This window comes from Indiicoccus explosivorum, from assembly GCF_002167005.1.
Taxonomy (GTDB): domain Bacteria; phylum Bacillota; class Bacilli; order Bacillales_A; family Planococcaceae; genus Indiicoccus; species Indiicoccus explosivorum.
The window spans coordinates 1-16,923 of record NZ_NHTN01000018.1 but is presented as its reverse complement, the minus strand read 5'-3'; the positions used below and the strand labels follow the sequence as shown (position 1 = coordinate 16,923).

Annotated in this window: 14 protein-coding genes, 8 tRNA genes, 2 rRNA genes and 1 pseudogene; 2 read left to right on the top strand and 23 right to left on the bottom strand. The window is 52.7% G+C overall.

All coding sequences use genetic code 11. The features are described from left to right. Positions 1 to 90: 90 nt before the first annotated feature. Positions 91 to 306: a hypothetical protein gene (locus CCE92_RS06270; RefSeq protein WP_144390981.1), complete on the bottom strand. Its 216-nt coding sequence runs from the start codon at positions 304 to 306 to the stop codon at positions 91 to 93. Between the two features lie 137 nt (positions 307 to 443). On the opposite strand from CCE92_RS06270, the gene CCE92_RS06265 reads away from it, so the two are divergent. After that, a complete protein-coding gene (locus tag CCE92_RS06265; RefSeq protein WP_241535895.1) occupies positions 444 to 935 on the top strand; it encodes a BsuPI-related putative proteinase inhibitor in 492 nt (163 codons plus the stop codon). Positions 936 to 1,008: 73 nt separating this feature from the next. Here the strand turns inward: CCE92_RS06265 and glmS are convergent, their stop codons facing one another. From glmS to CCE92_RS06225, 8 genes are all read right to left on the bottom strand, one after another. Beyond that, entirely contained in the window at positions 1,009 to 2,811 is a 1,803-nt protein-coding gene (gene glmS / locus CCE92_RS06260; RefSeq protein ID WP_088006666.1) for a glutamine--fructose-6-phosphate transaminase (isomerizing), read from the bottom strand. 358 nt (positions 2,812 to 3,169) lie between these two features. Next, entirely contained in the window at positions 3,170 to 4,519 is a 1,350-nt protein-coding gene (gene glmM, locus CCE92_RS06255; RefSeq protein WP_088006665.1) for a phosphoglucosamine mutase, read from the bottom strand. Between the two features lie 38 nt (positions 4,520 to 4,557). Further along, a complete protein-coding gene (locus CCE92_RS06250) occupies positions 4,558 to 5,841 on the bottom strand; it encodes a CdaR family protein (RefSeq protein ID WP_241535902.1) in 1,284 nt (427 codons plus the stop codon). Position 5,842: 1 nt separating this feature from the next. Further along, complete coding sequence (gene cdaA / locus CCE92_RS06245) at positions 5,843 to 6,679, bottom strand: diadenylate cyclase CdaA (protein ID WP_088006663.1); 837 nt, start codon at positions 6,677 to 6,679, stop codon at positions 5,843 to 5,845. 167 nt (positions 6,680 to 6,846) lie between these two features. After that, positions 6,847 to 7,485: an anti-sigma factor family protein gene (locus tag CCE92_RS06240; RefSeq protein WP_088006662.1), complete on the bottom strand. Its 639-nt coding sequence runs from the start codon at positions 7,483 to 7,485 to the stop codon at positions 6,847 to 6,849. Positions 7,486 to 7,497: 12 nt separating this feature from the next. Beyond that, positions 7,498 to 8,061 carry an RNA polymerase sigma factor SigW gene (gene sigW, locus CCE92_RS06235; protein ID WP_088006661.1) on the bottom strand — a complete coding sequence of 188 codons (564 nt, stop codon included), beginning with the start codon at positions 8,059 to 8,061 and terminating at the stop codon, positions 7,498 to 7,500. 176 nt (positions 8,062 to 8,237) lie between these two features. Beyond that, positions 8,238 to 9,146: an arginase gene (gene rocF, locus CCE92_RS06230; protein ID WP_088006660.1), complete on the bottom strand. Its 909-nt coding sequence runs from the start codon at positions 9,144 to 9,146 to the stop codon at positions 8,238 to 8,240. Between the two features lie 190 nt (positions 9,147 to 9,336). Further along, entirely contained in the window at positions 9,337 to 10,218 is an 882-nt protein-coding gene (locus CCE92_RS06225; RefSeq protein ID WP_088006659.1) for a LysR family transcriptional regulator, read from the bottom strand. 105 nt (positions 10,219 to 10,323) lie between these two features. On the opposite strand from CCE92_RS06225, the gene CCE92_RS06220 reads away from it, so the two are divergent. Next, complete coding sequence (locus tag CCE92_RS06220) at positions 10,324 to 11,403, top strand: citrate synthase/methylcitrate synthase (RefSeq protein WP_088006658.1); 1,080 nt, start codon at positions 10,324 to 10,326, stop codon at positions 11,401 to 11,403. A gap of 52 nt (positions 11,404 to 11,455) precedes the next feature. On the opposite strand, the gene CCE92_RS06215 is transcribed toward CCE92_RS06220, so the two are convergent. The 14 genes and pseudogenes from CCE92_RS06215 to CCE92_RS06150 all read right to left on the bottom strand — a co-directional run. Then, positions 11,456 to 12,256 (bottom strand): ZIP family metal transporter, encoded by an 801-nt coding sequence (locus tag CCE92_RS06215; protein WP_088006657.1) that lies wholly within the window; start codon positions 12,254 to 12,256, stop codon positions 11,456 to 11,458. Positions 12,257 to 12,336: 80 nt separating this feature from the next. Beyond that, positions 12,337 to 13,866 (bottom strand): AMP-binding protein, encoded by a 1,530-nt coding sequence (locus CCE92_RS06210; RefSeq protein ID WP_162287820.1) that lies wholly within the window; start codon positions 13,864 to 13,866, stop codon positions 12,337 to 12,339. Positions 13,867 to 13,868: 2 nt separating this feature from the next. Beyond that, on the bottom strand, positions 13,869 to 14,717 hold the full coding sequence (locus tag CCE92_RS06205; RefSeq protein ID WP_088006655.1) for an SDR family NAD(P)-dependent oxidoreductase: 849 nt from the start codon (positions 14,715 to 14,717) through the stop codon (positions 13,869 to 13,871). Positions 14,718 to 14,936: 219 nt separating this feature from the next. Further along, positions 14,937 to 15,253, bottom strand: a pseudogene (locus CCE92_RS16370) (transposase). 280 nt (positions 15,254 to 15,533) lie between these two features. Beyond that, a tRNA-Ala gene (locus CCE92_RS06195) sits at positions 15,534 to 15,606 on the bottom strand. 15 nt (positions 15,607 to 15,621) lie between these two features. Then, positions 15,622 to 15,710, bottom strand: a tRNA-Leu gene (locus CCE92_RS06190). A 35-nt stretch (positions 15,711 to 15,745) separates the two neighbouring features. After that, positions 15,746 to 15,821, bottom strand: a tRNA-Lys gene (locus CCE92_RS06185). Positions 15,822 to 15,835: 14 nt separating this feature from the next. Further along, positions 15,836 to 15,907: transfer RNA gene (locus tag CCE92_RS06180), tRNA-Gln, on the bottom strand. A 16-nt stretch (positions 15,908 to 15,923) separates the two neighbouring features. Continuing rightward, positions 15,924 to 16,007, bottom strand: a tRNA-Tyr gene (locus tag CCE92_RS06175). 14 nt (positions 16,008 to 16,021) lie between these two features. After that, positions 16,022 to 16,097: transfer RNA gene (locus tag CCE92_RS06170), tRNA-Val, on the bottom strand. A gap of 4 nt (positions 16,098 to 16,101) precedes the next feature. Next, positions 16,102 to 16,176 (bottom strand) — tRNA-Glu (locus CCE92_RS06165). Positions 16,177 to 16,201: 25 nt separating this feature from the next. Then, positions 16,202 to 16,274: transfer RNA gene (locus tag CCE92_RS06160), tRNA-Thr, on the bottom strand. Between the two features lie 16 nt (positions 16,275 to 16,290). Next, positions 16,291 to 16,406 (bottom strand): 5S ribosomal RNA (gene rrf / locus CCE92_RS06155). 358 nt (positions 16,407 to 16,764) lie between these two features. Further along, positions 16,765 to 16,923: ribosomal RNA gene (locus tag CCE92_RS06150) — 23S ribosomal RNA — on the bottom strand; the annotation flags it as partial.

Here is a 16,923-nt window from a genome sequence, read left to right as displayed (position 1 = left end):
CGGTTACGTTCCATAGGACTTTATTTTACAGGAAAAGTTCCCGGCAAAAAACCGGCATTCCGGAAGGAGTTTTCCGGTACTGCCGGCTGTTCAGTCAGTCGGGTGACCCTTACTGCGTTTCAGTGAGAAGTGCTGCCAAAGGAAACAAAGCCCCGCCGTGAGCTGGAAAGCGAAAGACACCCACAGCCATTTCTCGCTCGGCCCCTCTCCTTCTGCTGTTTGTTTAACGTCGTAGCCGAAATACAATCCGGCAACTGCCACAACAATCAGAAGCAAGCCGCCGATCAACAATGCGTTTTTTCTCAAGGTCCGCCCCGCCTCTCTGTTTTGAGGATCCATAATTCCATTAAAACAGACTTTACCCTCCTGCGGTACTTTTTCTTGCTGCTCAATGAAACATCTTTTCCCTTCAAACGGTCTAATGAGGAAAGGAGGACAGGCATATGACTGTGAAAAAATGGATGAAAACTCTTCTGCTGCTGGCGGTCCTGTTTCTTACGGCCTGCGGAACAGCGGAAGTAACACCGGAAACGGAAGTGGAGGAAGAAGAAGTGAGCGGCGAAGTGAACGGTGAAGCAAGTGAAGGCATTACTGCAGGGGAACTCGAACCCGCCATCGAACCTGTCGACGCTGATACGTACCGCTACACCTTGACGAACCAGACAGAAGAAGCGGTGACGTTCAATTTCACAAGCGGTCAGCGGTTCGATTTCGCTCTCCTGTCAGAAAGCGGCGAACAGCTCTACCTGCTGTCATCTGTCAGCACCTACATCCAGGCACTTGGGGAAGAGACGATTGAACCAGGCGGGGAATTGAGCTACGAGTTCGATTTGCCCCAGCTGGACCTCGAGCCTGGCACTTACACAATCAAGGCTTGGCTGACGCCTGAAGACGGCCCCGCTTACGAGGTTGAAACACAATATATCGTGGATTAACCGGCAGAACTGCACGCAAAAAGCCGGACTGACGCACAAAAGTGCGCCGGTCCGGCTTTCTGTCATTCATTGTTTATTCCACAGTTACCGACTTCGCCAAATTGCGGGGCTTGTCCACGTCGCACCCGCGGTGAAGTGCTGCATAGTAGCTGATCAGCTGAAGCGGCACAACGGATACAATCGGTGCCAGCAGCTCGTGCACGGCCGGAAGCACCAGACGGTCTTCATCTTCCGCATGGCCAGCCATGGAAATGATGCATGGGTTTGCGCCTCTCGCCACAACCTCCTTCACGTTTCCGCGGATGTTCAGATTCACCGCTTCCTGTGTCGCAAGCGCGATGACCGGCGTCCCTTCTTCAATAAGCGCGATCGTCCCGTGCTTCAGCTCGCCGCCGGCAAAGCCTTCTGCCTGGATGTAGGAAATCTCTTTCAGTTTCAGTGCCCCTTCAAGGCCGACATAGTAATCGAGATTCCGGCCGATGAAAAAGCAGTTGCGCGTCGTTTCCAAATACTCCCGTGCGATATTTTCCATGTTCTCCTTGTCGTCCACTTGCGCTTGAATCGCATTCGCTGCGATGCTGAGTTCCTGCTCAAGATCAAAACCGATGTCCAGGCCTTTCGCTTTTGCTGCTACAGCTGACAAAATGGACAGGACGGCAAGCTGTGCCGTATATGCTTTTGTCGAAGCGACTGCGATCTCGGGGCCGGCATGGAGCAGAAGCGTATAGTCCGCTTCGCGTGACAGCGTGGAGCCGGCCACGTTGGTGATGGTCAGGGCAGGGTGCCCAAGGTCTTTCACCTTCACCAGCACCTGCCGGCTGTCGGCTGTTTCACCTGACTGGGAAATGAAGATAAACAGCGGTCTCTCAGACAATAGCGGCATATTATAGCCGAACTCGCTGGCAATGTGGACTTCCACAGGGATCTTCGCCAGTTTTTCAAGATACTCTTTGCCGATCAGGCCGGCATGGTAACTTGTGCCTGCTGCGACGATATAGAGCCGGTCTGCTTGCTGCAGAGCTTCCAGCACTTCAGGCTCGATTGCCAGTTCATCCTGTTCATTCTGATAGGCTTGGATGATTTTTCGGACCACCGCCGGCTGCTCGTCGATTTCCTTCAGCATATAATGCGGGTAAGTCCCTTTTTCAATATCGCTCATATCAATTTGTGCTGTAAAAGGATCCCGGTCGATCCGGTCGCCTCCGAGCGTATAAATATCGACGTTTTCTTTCCGGACGATTACAATTTCCTTGTCCATCAATTCCACGAATTGGTCCGTAACCTGGAGCATCGCCATCGCATCGGATGCCACGACGTTGAAATTCTCGCCCAGCCCTACCAGGAGCGGACTTTTGTTTTTAGCCACATAAATGGTCTGCGCTTCTTCAGCATCCATCAGCGCGATAGCGTAGGATCCCTTCAGCAGCTCCAATGTTTTCGTGAAAGCTTCTTTCGTCGTCAGCCCTTCACTTGAAAACTTCTCGATCAGCTGGACAACAATTTCTGTATCCGTATCCGACTTCATGGACACGCCCTGCAGGTAATCCCGCTGCAAATGATGATAGTTTTCGATGACGCCATTGTGTACGATTGTAAAGCGCTCTGTCACACTCTGATGAGGATGCGCGTTCACGTGGTTCGGAACACCATGGGTCGCCCAGCGTGTATGGCCGATGCCTGTCACAGCCTCCACGTCTCCATTGACTTCCGCACGCAGATCGGCAATCCGGCCTTTTTCCTTGAAAACGGTGATGCCTGCACTGTTCCGGACGGCAATACCTGCGGAATCGTATCCGCGGTACTCCAGCCGCTCCAATCCCTTCAATAAAATCTCTTTTGCATCCTGCTCACCGATATAGCCAACAATTCCGCACATATATGATTTTCCTCCAATACAATAGTTAAATAAGCGTTCTGCGAGGCAGACGCTTCTGGAAAGCCTTCCCAGTCAGGTTGTGCAGCAGATCGCTCCGCTGTTTTGCTGCTGGGCGTAACGGCCGGGCTCCGGGCCGGGAGGTATCCGCCGAAAACTCGATACTCCTCCTCCTCGTCTGCTGGGGATGTGTTTCCGTCCGATTTCCCCAGCACTGGCGCTTTTGACTGTTTTCCGATTTCCCTTTCTTTTCCCTCCTTTTCGGGGGCAGAAACTGCCATTTCATCATACCTTGTCTGTTTTCATTCCGTCAAACAGAAGCACCAAAAAACCGCCTGTCCAAAACAGGCGGTTTCAAGTATTAGTCAAGCCCCATTTCTTCTTTTACCACAGCGGCAATCCGGTTCACATACCGTTCGCAATCTTCCTCGGAAGCAGCCTCCACCATGACACGGACAATCGGTTCCGTTCCTGAAGGCCGGACAAGCACGCGGCCGTTTCCGGCCATTTCCGCTTCCGTTTCCGCAATGACGGCAGCGACTTTCGCATTGTCCGTTACTGCGTATTTGTTGGTCACCCGGACATTGAGCAGTTTCTGCGGAAAAATCTCCATTTCATCCGCAAGTTCTGACAGCCGTTTGCCGCTGAATTTCATAATGTTCACCAGCTGAAGACCCGTCAGCAATCCGTCGCCGGTCGTATTGTAATCGAGGAAAATGATATGCCCGGATTGTTCTCCTCCGAGGTTATAGTCATTCCGCTTCATTTCTTCGACGACATACCGGTCGCCGACGGCCGTCTGCACACTTTGAATACCGTTCGCTTCAAGCGCTTTATACAGTCCCATGTTGCTCATGACCGTGGTGACGAGCGTCCGGTTTTTCAAGCGCCCTTCCGCGCTCAAATGCTTCGCACAGATGTACATGATCCGGTCACCGTCTATGATCCTGCCGCGTTCATCCACCGCAATCAGCCGGTCGCCATCTCCGTCGAATGCCAAGCCGACGTCGGCCCCTTTTTCCACGACAAGGGAAGCCAGCGCTTCAGGATGAGTGGATCCGACTCCCTCATTGATATTCAGCCCATTCGGTGAGGCGCCCATGGAAGTTATATCGGCATCAAGATCGGCAAAGACGTGGGTCGCAAGCTGGGACGTCGCGCCGTGCGCACAGTCGAGCGCCACGTGGATGCCCGCTAAATCATCATCGACCGTCTGTTTCAAGTACTGCAAGTATTTTTGGCCGCCCTCGAAGTACTGTGTGATGTTTCCCAAGTCTTCTCCTATCGGCCGGGGAAGGGTATCCTCTCCGGCATCCAGCAATTCCTCGATGGCCGATTCCTGACTGTCTGATAATTTGTATCCATCCGGTCCGAAAAATTTGATTCCGTTATCCGCCATCGGATTATGTGAAGCAGAGATCATTACTCCCGCATCAGCGCCGATCGCCCGGGTCAAGTAAGCAACCCCTGGCGTGCTGATGATGCCGAGCCGCATCACTTCCGCTCCGACTGACAGGAGCCCTGCCGTCAGCGCGCTTTCCAGCATCTGTCCTGAGATCCGTGTATCTTTTCCGACCAGCACTTTGGGCTTGTCTTTTGCTTCCTTTGTCAGTACATGACCGCCGATCCGGCCAAGTTTGAATGCCAGTTCAGGCGTAAGTTCGCTGTTCGCTATGCCCCGGACACCATCCGTACCAAAATATTTTCCCATTCTTTTCTCTCCTTCAGTCCTGTTCGTCCGCTATGGACTCAAACTTGTTTCACCACTTCGACAGCAATGAGGCGTGGCGCCACTTGCCACCCGCTTGCAGCTTCCGGCCCTGTGAAATGGACGGTCAGCAGCTGTTTGCCAGTTTCTTCCTTCGCTTCTATGTAAAGTTCAAAATCCGCCTGCGTCAATGTATCCAGCACTTCTTTATTGCCTGTCACAGCCAATGACAAACGGCCTTTTTCCGCCCCTGTGAACAGGATCCGGTAATCCGGACCCAGCCCTTTCACGTGCACAGGGACATTCGCGAACACCCGTCGGCTCTCGTCGGCAGCGCCCAGAAGAAGTTCAGCCGCCGCAGCTGCCGGTTTTCGCTGTTCGGCAGCTGCTGTTTCCTCCGTTTGGATATCCGCCTGGATGGTCAGTTCCACAGGTTCGATTGTCCGAACTCCCTGCGGCGGCTCGAGGTTCACTTCAATGGTGCTGTCCGTCTCGGAAAGAACCCCGGCGTTGACGTCCACGACATATTCCTCAATGGCGTCGACGGTGCTTTTCGGTCCGAAAAGTGTAACTGTTTCCTGGGAAGGCGTAAGCTCCTGCACTACCAGACCGTCAGGCGCTTCACCGGTCTGACGGATGGTGATCGGCACTTCACGGCTGTATTCCGCCACATTCACCGTGACTTGGACGGTCTCTGGTTCCACTGTGACCGTCGGCTGCTTTAAATCAGCGTCAAGCACCCGGACCCGCGCTTCCGCCGTAAACGATTCGTCAATATCGTCTGCTTCCGTGTTCAGAACGGCTTTCACGACCGCAATCGATTCAACTGCGCTTTCCGCCCCTGTCACCAGCACGGTTTCAGGGTCCACGCTTGTGCTTTCAATGAAATACCCTTCCGCCAGGATTTGGTCGTTGATTTCCGGATCGATTCTGAACTCTTTCGTCACCCGTTCTTCGATACTCACTTCAAGTACAGCCGGATCGATTCTTACTTGAAGTTCATCCGACAGGTTCTCGGTCTGGATCATGACTTGGTGCTTTCCATAATCCAAGCCGCGCAGATCGACGAACAGCGTGAAATCCATCAGCTGCCGCGTTTTTTGGACCATAGTTCCCGGCCCGGCAATCTGCATGTCCACGGTCGGCGGGACCCCTGTAATTACTGCACTTTCATTATCGTAAAAGACTTCCACCGGCACATCCATCAGCACTTCACGCTCTGTAGAGTTCGGACTCGCGTTCTCTTCTGCTGTTCTGACGGTAAAAAACATCAGAAGGGCCAGAAGAAGCGCGACGATTCTTAGAAACCACGGATTATCCATCATTTTATCCACTGCGTTTCCCTCCCCGCTGCCACCAGGCGGATGTCTGCTGTTCTTCACCTTCTCCAAACCAGAGACGGCGCAGTTTTTCCTCAAAATCCTCGATCGACAGGTTTCGATGGAGATCACCGTTCGCTGTCAGACTGACGGCGCCGGTCTCTTCGGATACGACAATCGTAATGGCATCGGTCACTTCGCTTATCCCCAGTGCAGCGCGGTGCCGGGTGCCCAGTTCCTTGGAAATGAACGGACTCTCTGACAATGGAAGGTAACAGGCGGCGGCGGCAACCCGGTTTTTCTGCACGATCACCGCACCGTCATGGAGCGGTGTATTCGGGATAAAGATATTGATCATCAGTTCGGACGTTAAATCCGAGTTCATCGGGATACCGGTTTCGATGTAGTCACTCAATCCCGTTTCCCGTTCAATCGAAACCAGCGCCCCGATGCGCCGTTTCGCCATATAACTTACAGACGCTTTCATCGCTTCGATCAGACGGTTGCGTTCAGACTCTTCCTGCAATGTACTGCTGGCGAACAGCTTTCCTCGCCCGATCTGTTCAAGCGCGCGCCGGAGTTCCGGCTGAAAGATGATGATAATCGCCAGCACACCCCATTCCAGCACTTGCTGGATGAGCCATTGCAGCGTTTCCAAGCCCATCCACTGGGTAGCGAACTGAGCGATGATAATGACAAAAATCCCTTTAAGGAGCTGGACAGCTTTCGTCCCTTTTATAATGGCGATCAATTTGTATATGACAAACCACACGAGCAGGACATCAGCTACATTGATGACCAGTTCGAGCGGTGTTTGATTTGCTAAGTCTTCCAGAAGCGGCATCTGACAACCCTCGCTTTTCCCTCACTTGCCTTCCAGTATAGCATAATAACAGGACGCCCGGGTCATAAGAAAGGTCCCGCCGGTTAAAAGAGACCGGGCCGGAACAGCTTTCCGGCTATCTGGTCCAGTAAATGAAAAGCAAAAAGCCGGCCCTCACAGAGCCGGCTTCATTCTTCGACGGTTTCCCCGCTGCCCCCGAAAAGTGACAGCGTGTCCTGCACGCCATTTTTGATGGTATACCAAAGCCATTCAAAGGCTTGATCGATCTCTTCCTGCGTCCCCGTAATGACCCCTGTCGATGCCATGTACTGGGAGCCGTTGATGACAGTCACATCCCCCTGCACTTCGCCTTCGATTCGGATATCCCCGTTGCGGACGGTCAGATCACCGACCACCGTTTCACCTTCCGGCACAATGACCGTCTCTCCCTCGACTATGACGTTCGGCTGCTTTGTAAATGAAAATTGCTGATCATTATTGAAACTCGTGAGCAGCATCGAACTCATCAAGAGCAGGAAAAGTGAGGCGGACGCGAGAAACGGATGCCGGCGCAGCCAGCGTTTCGTTCCGGCCCTTGCGTATCCTTTAGGCAGTCTGGCCATCGTCCGATCAGTAAAATCGGGCGGAGCTTGAACTTTCGGCGCGCTCTGGATAAGGGCAGCTGTCTTCGTCAGCTCGTAATAATGCTGATGACAGTCCTCGCACGAATCCAGGTGTCTTTTCAGCTCTTGCTCATCATGCCGATCCAGTTCCCCGTCCAAGTAGTCGTGCATAAGGCTGATGATTTTTTCCGGACATCCGGCCATGCGGATCGCCTCCTACAAATTGCTCAATTGTTTCCGAAGAGCTTCCCGTCCTCTATGAATCCGGGTTTTGACCGTTCCGACAGGAAGATCTAAAATTTCACTGATTTCCGCCAGAGACAGCTCTTCCATATATTTGAGGACAATTGCCGCCCGATATTTTTCGGGAAGGCAGCTGATCTCGTACTGCACCCGCTCCTGCACTTCCATCGTCAGCAGCTCTTCTTCGGGAAGGCGGTCTTCTGCGGCGATGTGTGAATACATCGTCAGCCCCTCCGTCCCTTTGACTTCTGCATCAAGGTGGTAATCCGGTTTCTTTTTCCGGATGCGGTCTATGCATAAATTCGTCGCAATGCGGAATAGCCAAGTTGAGAATTTGCGATTCGTATCAAAGGTATGGATATTGAAATAGGCGCGCGCAAATGCTTCCTGAGCGATATCTTCCGCTTCATGGCGATTGCCGAGCATGCGGTAGCAAATCTGGAACAGCTGATTCTGGTAGATTTCCACTACATCAGCGTAAGCATCCCGATCCCCTTTTCTGACTCTTTCCACCCTTTTTTTGACTAACGAATCCATGCGCTCAATTCCCTCCGCCTGTGCGGCTATCATTTGTATACGATTAAGATACCGATGGGTTTCACTTTTTCTTAATTTTATCGTAACAAAAGTGGGAGAAGGAAAACTATTCATTTCTTGATGCTTTAGCAGAAATTGGAGCAAAAAAAGAAAACGGGCAGAGATGCCCGTCTTCATTACAGCAATTTTTCTCCGAACAGTGAACCGATCAGTGCCACCGCGACATCCGCTGTCCGGCTTTTTTCGTCGAGTATCGGGTTGACTTCGACAAACTCGGCAGAAGTGATGATACCGGCATCGTGCAGCATTTCCATCGCCAAATGGCTTTCCCGGTAGCTGATCCCTCCAGGGACTGGTGTTCCGACGCCCGGAGTGTAGATCGGATCAATGCCGTCAAGGTCCAGCGATAAGTGGACCGCGTCGGTTTTCCGTTCTTCGGTCAAGTACTGGATCGCCTCTTCCATCACCGCGTTCATTCCCAGCTTGTCAATTTCATGCATGGTGTAGACACGCACGCCCTTCTCTTTGATCAGCTTTCGTTCACCTGGATCAATAGAGCGAGCCCCGATGATGACGATGTTCTCCGGCTTCACTTTCGGCGTGTAACCCCGCAGACCGGTCAGCTGTTCATGGCCGAGTCCCATGCTGACGGCCAGCGGCATCCCGTGAATGTTGCCTGACGGCGATGTATCACTCGTATTCATATCGGCATGGGCATCGTACCAAATGACCCCGAGATTCTGATGGCGATCTCCGATTCCCGCCAGCGTGCCGATGGCGATACTGTGGTCACCGCCAAGGACGAGCGGAAAATTCCCAGCTTCTGCGACGGCATTCACTTTATCGCCAAGTTCCTGACTCGCGCCCGTAACCGCTTCCAAATTACGGAGATTAGTTCCCTCCGATGTTTCTGGTGCCGCTTTGTCGATTGTGATGTCCCCTTCATCCTTCACTTCATGGCCGATGCTCTTCAGACGGTCCACTACCCCTGCATAACGGATTGCACTCGGCCCCATATCGACGCCGCGCCGGTTTTGGCCAAGGTCCATTGGCACACCGATAATAGAGATGTTCAATTTATTCACGATTTTATACCTCCCCTGTTAATTGCTTTCATTGTACCTTGTGGATTCGGATGGCTCAACTTCACAATTTAGTGTATATTTATTCAACAACGCCGCCGGACATTTCTTCTGCTGTTTATCCGGCAGAGAACGTACCACGGAAACTGATGATTGCAGATGGGTCTGCTCGGGTACAATCACTCTGCATTTTTCAAGTAAAATGGACAGCTTGGATCCGGCTGATGAGCTCTTTTTCCAAATCCCCGCACTCACCGCAAAGGAAATAGGAATTGACTGAAGTAAGCGGAAATAGCCGGAAACGCGCTTCTGCCACCCGCCCTTCCGTCAGTTCCCTGCGCACAGTCGATTTCGGCAGAACCGATACGCCGAGCCCTTCCTGTATGAAACGTTTTGCTATATGGGCCTGCGTCACTTGCATCGTCTGGACAAAAAGAAGCTGTTTCCGTAATTTTAAGAGAAGTTCATCCCAAAAAACCGGATGATGGCCTATGAACAGCCGATGAACTTTGAGCATTTCCTCTGCTTCAATCTCAGGACCGGTCTCATCGTCATACGCATCAGGCGGCACGATGAACAGAAGCGGATCCTCATAAAGCGGAAATCCGCTGATGTTTCTCGACTCAGGCGGCAAAGCCGAAATCCCTGCCGAAACTGCACCTTCTGCCACCAGTTGCTCGATTCTGACCGACTCTTCTATTTTCACAGCAACCTCCAATTCCGTGTGGTCCGCCATAAATTCTTTTAGGATATACGGAAGAATCGTCTCTGCCATCAGAGGAGAAATGGCCAGCGTCCATTTTCGCCGGTAACCTTGCGCAAAGGAACGGATTCTTCCTACCCCTTCCGCCAACCCCTGCAGAATGACTGCCACTTCCCTCTTGAAAACGTGCCCTTCTTCGGTAAGGGTGACCCGATTCTTTTCCCGCCGGAACAGCTGTACGCCCAGTTCTTCTTCAAGGAGCCTAATCTGTACGGTCACACTCGGCTGAGACATGAGAAGCCGTTCGGAAGTCTTGCGGAAGTTCAGCGTTTCCGCTGCATCATTGAATGTTCTGAGCCATGAAAGTTCCATGCTACCTCTCCTTCAATTATTTAAATTAATTAATTCAATAATAAACAATTAATTTTCATAATCAACGTCTGGAGGTATGGTAAAAGAAAAAGGAGGTAATCTGCCATGTTCCAAAAAGGGCTGAAAGGAATTGTAGCCGTTCAGACAAGGATCGGATCTGTGGACGGGGAATTGGGAGAACTCAAGTATCGGGGAGAACGGATAGAAGATTTAGTGAATGGACGGTCTTTCGAAGAAATGGCGTTCTATTTATGGAACGGCCGCTTCCCAGCAGGAAAGGAGTATGCGGAATTGCTCGATGCATTCGCACAGCACCGCATTCTGCCGGACCATGTGGAACAGGTGGCCGCATCGCTCCCGGATGACACGCCGCTAATGGACGGACTGCGGACACTGGTATCCGCCTGGTCTTCTGAGAGTTTCAATCGGAAGCCGCCATCGGAGCAAGCCCTGCTCCTGACAGCGGCTTTACCTACAGCAATCGCTCTGCTTTATCGAAAAAAGCATGAGCTTGATCCGATCGGGCCCCGCCCGGATTTCGGTCATACTGCCAACTTCCTATGGATGGTATCCGGCAGAAAGCCGCCGGCTGCCCATACAGATGCCTTGGAATCTTATTTAAAGTTAACGATGGAGCATGGGATGAACGCATCCACGTTTGCTGCCAGAGTCACGATTTCTACAGAATCCGATCTCGTCTCCGCCATCACTTCCGCTTTAGGGACGATGAAAGGCCCGCTCCATGGCGGCGCTCCCTCGGGCGTCATCGATTTGCTGGAGGAGATCCATTCACCTGAATGCATCCGCCCGGTTGTATTGGAAAAGCTGGGACACGGTGAAAAAATCATGGGATTCGGTCATCGCATCTACCGGACAGAAGATCCTCGATCGGTTCTCCTTCGTGAACGATTCCGTAAACTGGCAGGAGAGGATGAATGGCTCGACCTTGCCGTACAGGCCGAGCAGGAAATCGTCCAGATCCTGGCCGACTATAAACCCGGCCGTGCACTTTACACCAATGTGGAGTTTTATGCGGCCGCCGTCATGCGAGCCATTTCCCTGCCGCCTGCGTTATTCACCCCTGTCTTCAGTACAGCCCGAATCGTCGGCTGGACCGCTCACGCCATCGAACAGCTCGCTGACAACGTCATATTCCGTCCCGAATCCGAATACATCGGTCAGTGAATGCACAATAAAAACGCATCACCCAGTAAAACGGCTGATGCGTTTTTAAGATTCATCCAAGCGCCACATCCAAAATCATCATGACGGCGAACCCGATCAGCAGACTGTTGGCTGCCAATGATTGATTTCCATGGGATTGAGATTCTGGAATCACTTCTTCCGCCACCACAAAAATCATGGCCCCCGCCGCAAAACTGAGCGCGTAGGGCAGAAGCGGCTGCATAAAACCGACCGCCAACGCGCCGGCGACTGCAGCCACCGGTTCCACGAGAGCCGACCCTTGGCCATAGAGGAAGCTTTTCGTCCGTGAGACGCCCTCCCTCCTCAGCGGCATCGCAACCGCCACGCCTTCAGGAAAATTCTGAATGCCGATACCGACAGCCAGCGCCACCGCTCCGGCCAATGAAGCAGACTCATAGCCGGCAGCCACCGCTCCAAAAGCGACGCCTATCGCCAGTCCTTCCGGTATGTTGTGGAGCGTGATCGCCAGCAGCAGCAAAATATTCCGGTTTGTTAAGTGTTCAGCACCTTTATCACTTGCATGACGGTGAGGGACATAGCGGTTGATCAAAAAAATAAAAAGGCCGCCACCCAGAAATCCGAGCGCCGCCACAGCCCACGGCGGCAAGTAGCTCACGTCCTGCGCCATATCGATCGCCGGGGAAAGAAGCGACCAGAAGCTGGCAGCGATCATCACACCGCCGGCGAAGCCGAGCATAAAATCCATGACTGTCACTTTAACTTCTTTAATTAAAAAAACAGAGGCCGCGCCTACTGCGGTCAGCCCCCATGTGAATACCGTCGCCAAAAAGGCCTGCATAACAGCCGGCAGTGCCAGGAACCATTCTGTCATGCCCCTCCCCCCTCTCATACCGCATTGCCGCTATACTTGATATACCCGTAAAAATCAGGGCAAAACAGCGGAAGGGATGGTCAGAGGCTTGCCAGTCTCCGTTTATCCGGCTTGCCGAGCGGGGTGTGCGGCAGCCGTTCAACGAACCGGATGCGCGCCGGCTGCTGGAATCGGGCCAGCCGCTTTTTCAGCCACTGTGACAGTTCCTCCTCTGTAAGCGCATAGCCGTCCTCAAGCTGTATGAACGCTTGCAGACGCTCTCCGAACAGCTCATCCTCCACGCCGATAACCGTAGCTTCCGCGATTGCCGGGTGCCCAACGAGCACTCTTTCCACTTCGATCGGATAAACATTTTCCCCTCCGGAGACAATCATGTCATCCGCTCTTCCGCAAAGGATAAACAAGCCCTTTTCATTCTGATACCCCAAGTCGCCGGTATCCATCCAGCATGTCTGATCCGTTCCGCCTTGGCGGTGGACTTTTGCGCAGATTCTGCCCGTTTCGCCTTGCCTTGCCCGCCGGGAGTTCTCATCCAGCACGACGAGACGGGAGCCCTTTAATCTTCGGCCGATCGTGTTTGGTTCTGTCCGAAGATCCTGGGGTGTGGCAATGGTTCTCAATCCCGCCTCTGTCGTTCCGTATAAATTGTACAGAACGGGACCGCAAACTCTTGTGATTTCAGCCGCCAGTTTCGAAGGAAGAGGCGCGCCTCCGGAAGCGATACATTTAAGTGGAGACAGGCTGTGTTCATCTTCCTCCAGCATTTTCTGCACCATAAGCGGAACAGCGATCAGGACATCCACCCTATGGCATGTGACGAGAAAGCAGGCTTGTTTTGCTTTAAAAGTTCGCGTCAGGATAAGGAGTTGGCCAAGTGCGACCGAGACGAGCATGATGGCGAGTCCGTAGCCGTGATAGAGCGGCGTCGCGGTGTACATCGTCCGGTACTCGGGCAGTCTCAGCTTAGTCAGAAGCGCCAAAAAAGGCGTCAAATACCGGAATAGTGACGGTTTGTGGCCGGCTTCCTTCGGTTTGCCGGTCGTTCCTCCGGTGAGCAAGAGCAGATGACCTGATGGCCGAGGCGGACAGCCTGGCTTTGGTTTTTCGGATCTTCTTTCTGTAAATTCAACGCGTCCCGAACGGATCTCCAGGTGACGTCCGTGAACTTCTTCTGCGATGAATCGGCAGGACAGGATTTCCTGATCGTAAACGATGAGCGCAGGCTGTCTTTCTCCAATCACCGCCCGCAGCTGTTCTGCGCTGCAGTCCGCATTCAACAGACAGCAATCGGCACCAAGGCGGGCGGCGCCGAACAGAGCGCTTACAAATCCCGCGTGATTTTGACAGGCGAACACCACCGTTTCCCCGGGCCTGACATGCTCCTCCTCATAAAACCGATCGGCCAGCTCCCTTGCCATGCATGCGAGTTCCTGATATGTAACCGTTCCGTAGTCGTCGGTGATTGCCGGCCGGGACCCCCATGCGTTTTCAGCGGTCTCCAGCAGCATCATTAAATTAACACCATTGCGGTGTGCGGCTGACACGCTCCCGGCTAGCCCTTTCAATGAAAACAACTTCATCTTATGCAAAGCCGCCAACAGCTGAAACATGATTACCGGTCCCCTTCCTTTTTCCTGATTCTTTGGATATGCACGCGCTCCAGAAAGCCGGCGAACAGGACAGAACCCAACTGGAAAGGAAAGAGCCACCATGGTTTGTACAGCTGTTTCCGTTTCACTACGATTTCGCAAATAATTTTCGCCACATGATCCGGATGCATCGCCGGCATTCGGGCATAACGAGCCGTCGGTGAAATCATCGGTGTCCGGACGAGTGGCAAATAAACCGAAGCCGTCCGGATTCCCATTCCTTCCAATTCCGGTTTTGCGGAACGAAGCCAGACATCAAAAGCTGTTTTTGAAGCCTGATAAGCAGCCCAATAAGGAACTGGTGGCAGGAGCGCATTTATCGTGGAGACATTCACGATCATCCCTTCCGACTTCTCGAGCAGCGGAATGACAGACAGCAAGAGCTGAACGGGAGCCATATAGTTGATCGACATGGTCCGTTCGAAATCATGAAACCGGTCAAGTGACTGGCTGAGTGGCCGCCGGATCGAATGTCCTGCGTTGCTGATTACTGCATCCAGTCCTCCCGGTAACTGATGAATCAGTTCAATGAGCTCCTTAACCTCCTCCGGTTTTCTTAAATCCTTTTCCGCGATGCTGATCGTCGCAGGCTTATCAGAAAGGTCATCTGCAATCGCCTTCAGTAACTCTCCCCGTCTCGCCACAACGATTAAATGAACTTCAGCGTCTGCCAGCTGATAAACAAGGGATTTCCCGATCCCGGAACTGGCTCCGGAAATCAATAACGTCTTCCCTTTCATGTTATCAGCGAGCTTCGAATTCTTAAAACGGCCGAAAAATAAGATGTACTCCATAAAAGTGTAGTTATACATTTTTTTATCCTTTTATTTCTAAATTTTCTTTATACTTTTACTGTACTATACCATTTATTCCCTCTAAAAAGGAGTCTTCAGGAAATAAGGGCCTTCGTCAGAGGATTTCGTCTGCCAGTTGCGGAGCGTCCGGCAGGCAGTCTGGAATTCCTTCATCCCGGAATCATCGACCAGCCGATAGAGATTCTCCAATGCCTTTTTAGCGCTGCCGACCGCTTCCTAGCCGTTCTCCCTGGCGGCGGCGAACCACCTTTTGAACGCTTCCTTAAGCCCGTAGGTTTCCTTGAGGTCGCCATCCTTCTCCAGGTAACGGTCCAGATACCACCGTTCATGGTCGGTCAGGTTCTCGCTGTTCTTATGGAACACATGGCGTTTGCGCTTGCACTTCTTCCGGTCGTAGCCCCCCAGTCCGACTGGATCCGTTTTCGGACACGGTCGAGCGCCTGGTGGATGTACCGGCAGCAGCGGAACCGGTCGGCGATGATGACCGGCCGGCCCAGCGCTTCGCGGACAGCCGCTTTGAAGGACTGGCTCATATCCATGACGGCCCCCCTCCATGTGGAGGCACAGCTTGTCCTCCGCCTGTTCCACGCGTCTGACCAGGACATTTTCCCAACCAGGGATAGACATGATGGAATGCAAGTGCACACATCTCCAATCTTAATCTTGTTTCTTGTCAATCCAAGTATAAGAGTATTGGAAGATTGCATGCATTTTCTGCTGGCTGAATTGCTTCTTGACCCCAACAAATAGTGCAGAGCCAGAAATAAAGACAACAAAAAAACGGCATCTCTGCCGTTTTCCAGTGAATCGATATGGAGCCTAGGGGGCTCGAACCCCTGACCTCGTCGCTGCCAGCGACGCGCTCTCCCAGCTGAGCTAAGGCCCCTCGATACTTTATAAGTGGTGCGGATGAAGGGAGTCGAACCCCCACGCCCGGTAAAGGGCACTAGAGCCTGATTCTAGCGCGTCTGCCAATTCCGCCACATCCGCATGTCTGTTGTTATTAAATTGCCTTAATAACAAAATGGTGAGCCATGAAGGACTCGAACCTTCGACCCTCTGATTAAAAGTCAGATGCTCTACCGACTGAGCTAATGGCTCAAAACAAAAAAAGGCTGGGGCACTAGGATTCGAACCTAGGCATCACGAGACCAAAACCCGTTGCCTTACCGCTTGGCTATGCCCCAATGAATTATTAAAAGCTGGTGGAGGGGGGCAGATTCGAACTGCCGAACCCGAAGGAGCGGATTTACAGTCCGCCGCGTTTAGCCACTTCGCTACCCCTCCGCAGTAAAATTGAATGGTGGAGGATGACGGGATCGAACCGCCGACCCTCTGCTTGTAAGGCAGATGCTCTCCCAGCTGAGCTAATCCTCCGAAATGGTGACCCCTACGGGATTCGAACCCGTGTTACCGCCGTGAAAGGGCGGTGTCTTAACCGCTTGACCAAGGGGCCTTACAAAAATTGAATTGATGGAACAAGCTCCCAATCGGATTCGAACCGATGACCTCTTCCTTACCATGGAAGTGCTCTACCTGCTGAGCTATGGAAGCAAGATAGAAATAAACAGCCCAGCGACGTCCTACTCTCGCAGGGGGAAGCCCCCAACTACCATCGGCGCTAGAGAGCTTAACTTCCGTGTTCGGGATGGGAACGGGTGTGGCCTCTCTGCCATCATCACTGGACCTGTGTTATGAAAGACAAGATTTATTATAGCAACTCTCACGAGTTTTACAACCCTTTTTGTCGGGCTGCCGCCATTTCCTGTTCTCTCAAAACTGGATAACCGACATTGAAAGTTGTTGTGTCCAGCTCGGCGGCCAGACCCTCGGGTCGTAAGCCGTCCCATTCTGGAAATCAGGATTTCCAGAATGGGCCGTCTCTACGCCGGTCGGGCCTTGAACGGCCGCCTGCGCTTTTCGTTGTGTCCAGTTCCGTTCGCCAGACCGCAGCCCCGCTTCACCCGTCCGTCCGGAATCAGGATTCCGTTTGGCCGGGTTCCAGCGCAGCCGTCGGTCTGAACGCGGCTCTCTCCACTTTTCTTGGGTTAAGTCCTCGATCGATTAGTATTCGTCAGCTCCACATGTCGCCATGCGTCCACCCCGAACCTATCCACCTCATCGTCTCTGAGGGATCTTACTCACTTGCGTGATGGGAAATCTCATCTGGAGGGGGGCTTCATGCTTAGATGCTTTCAGCACT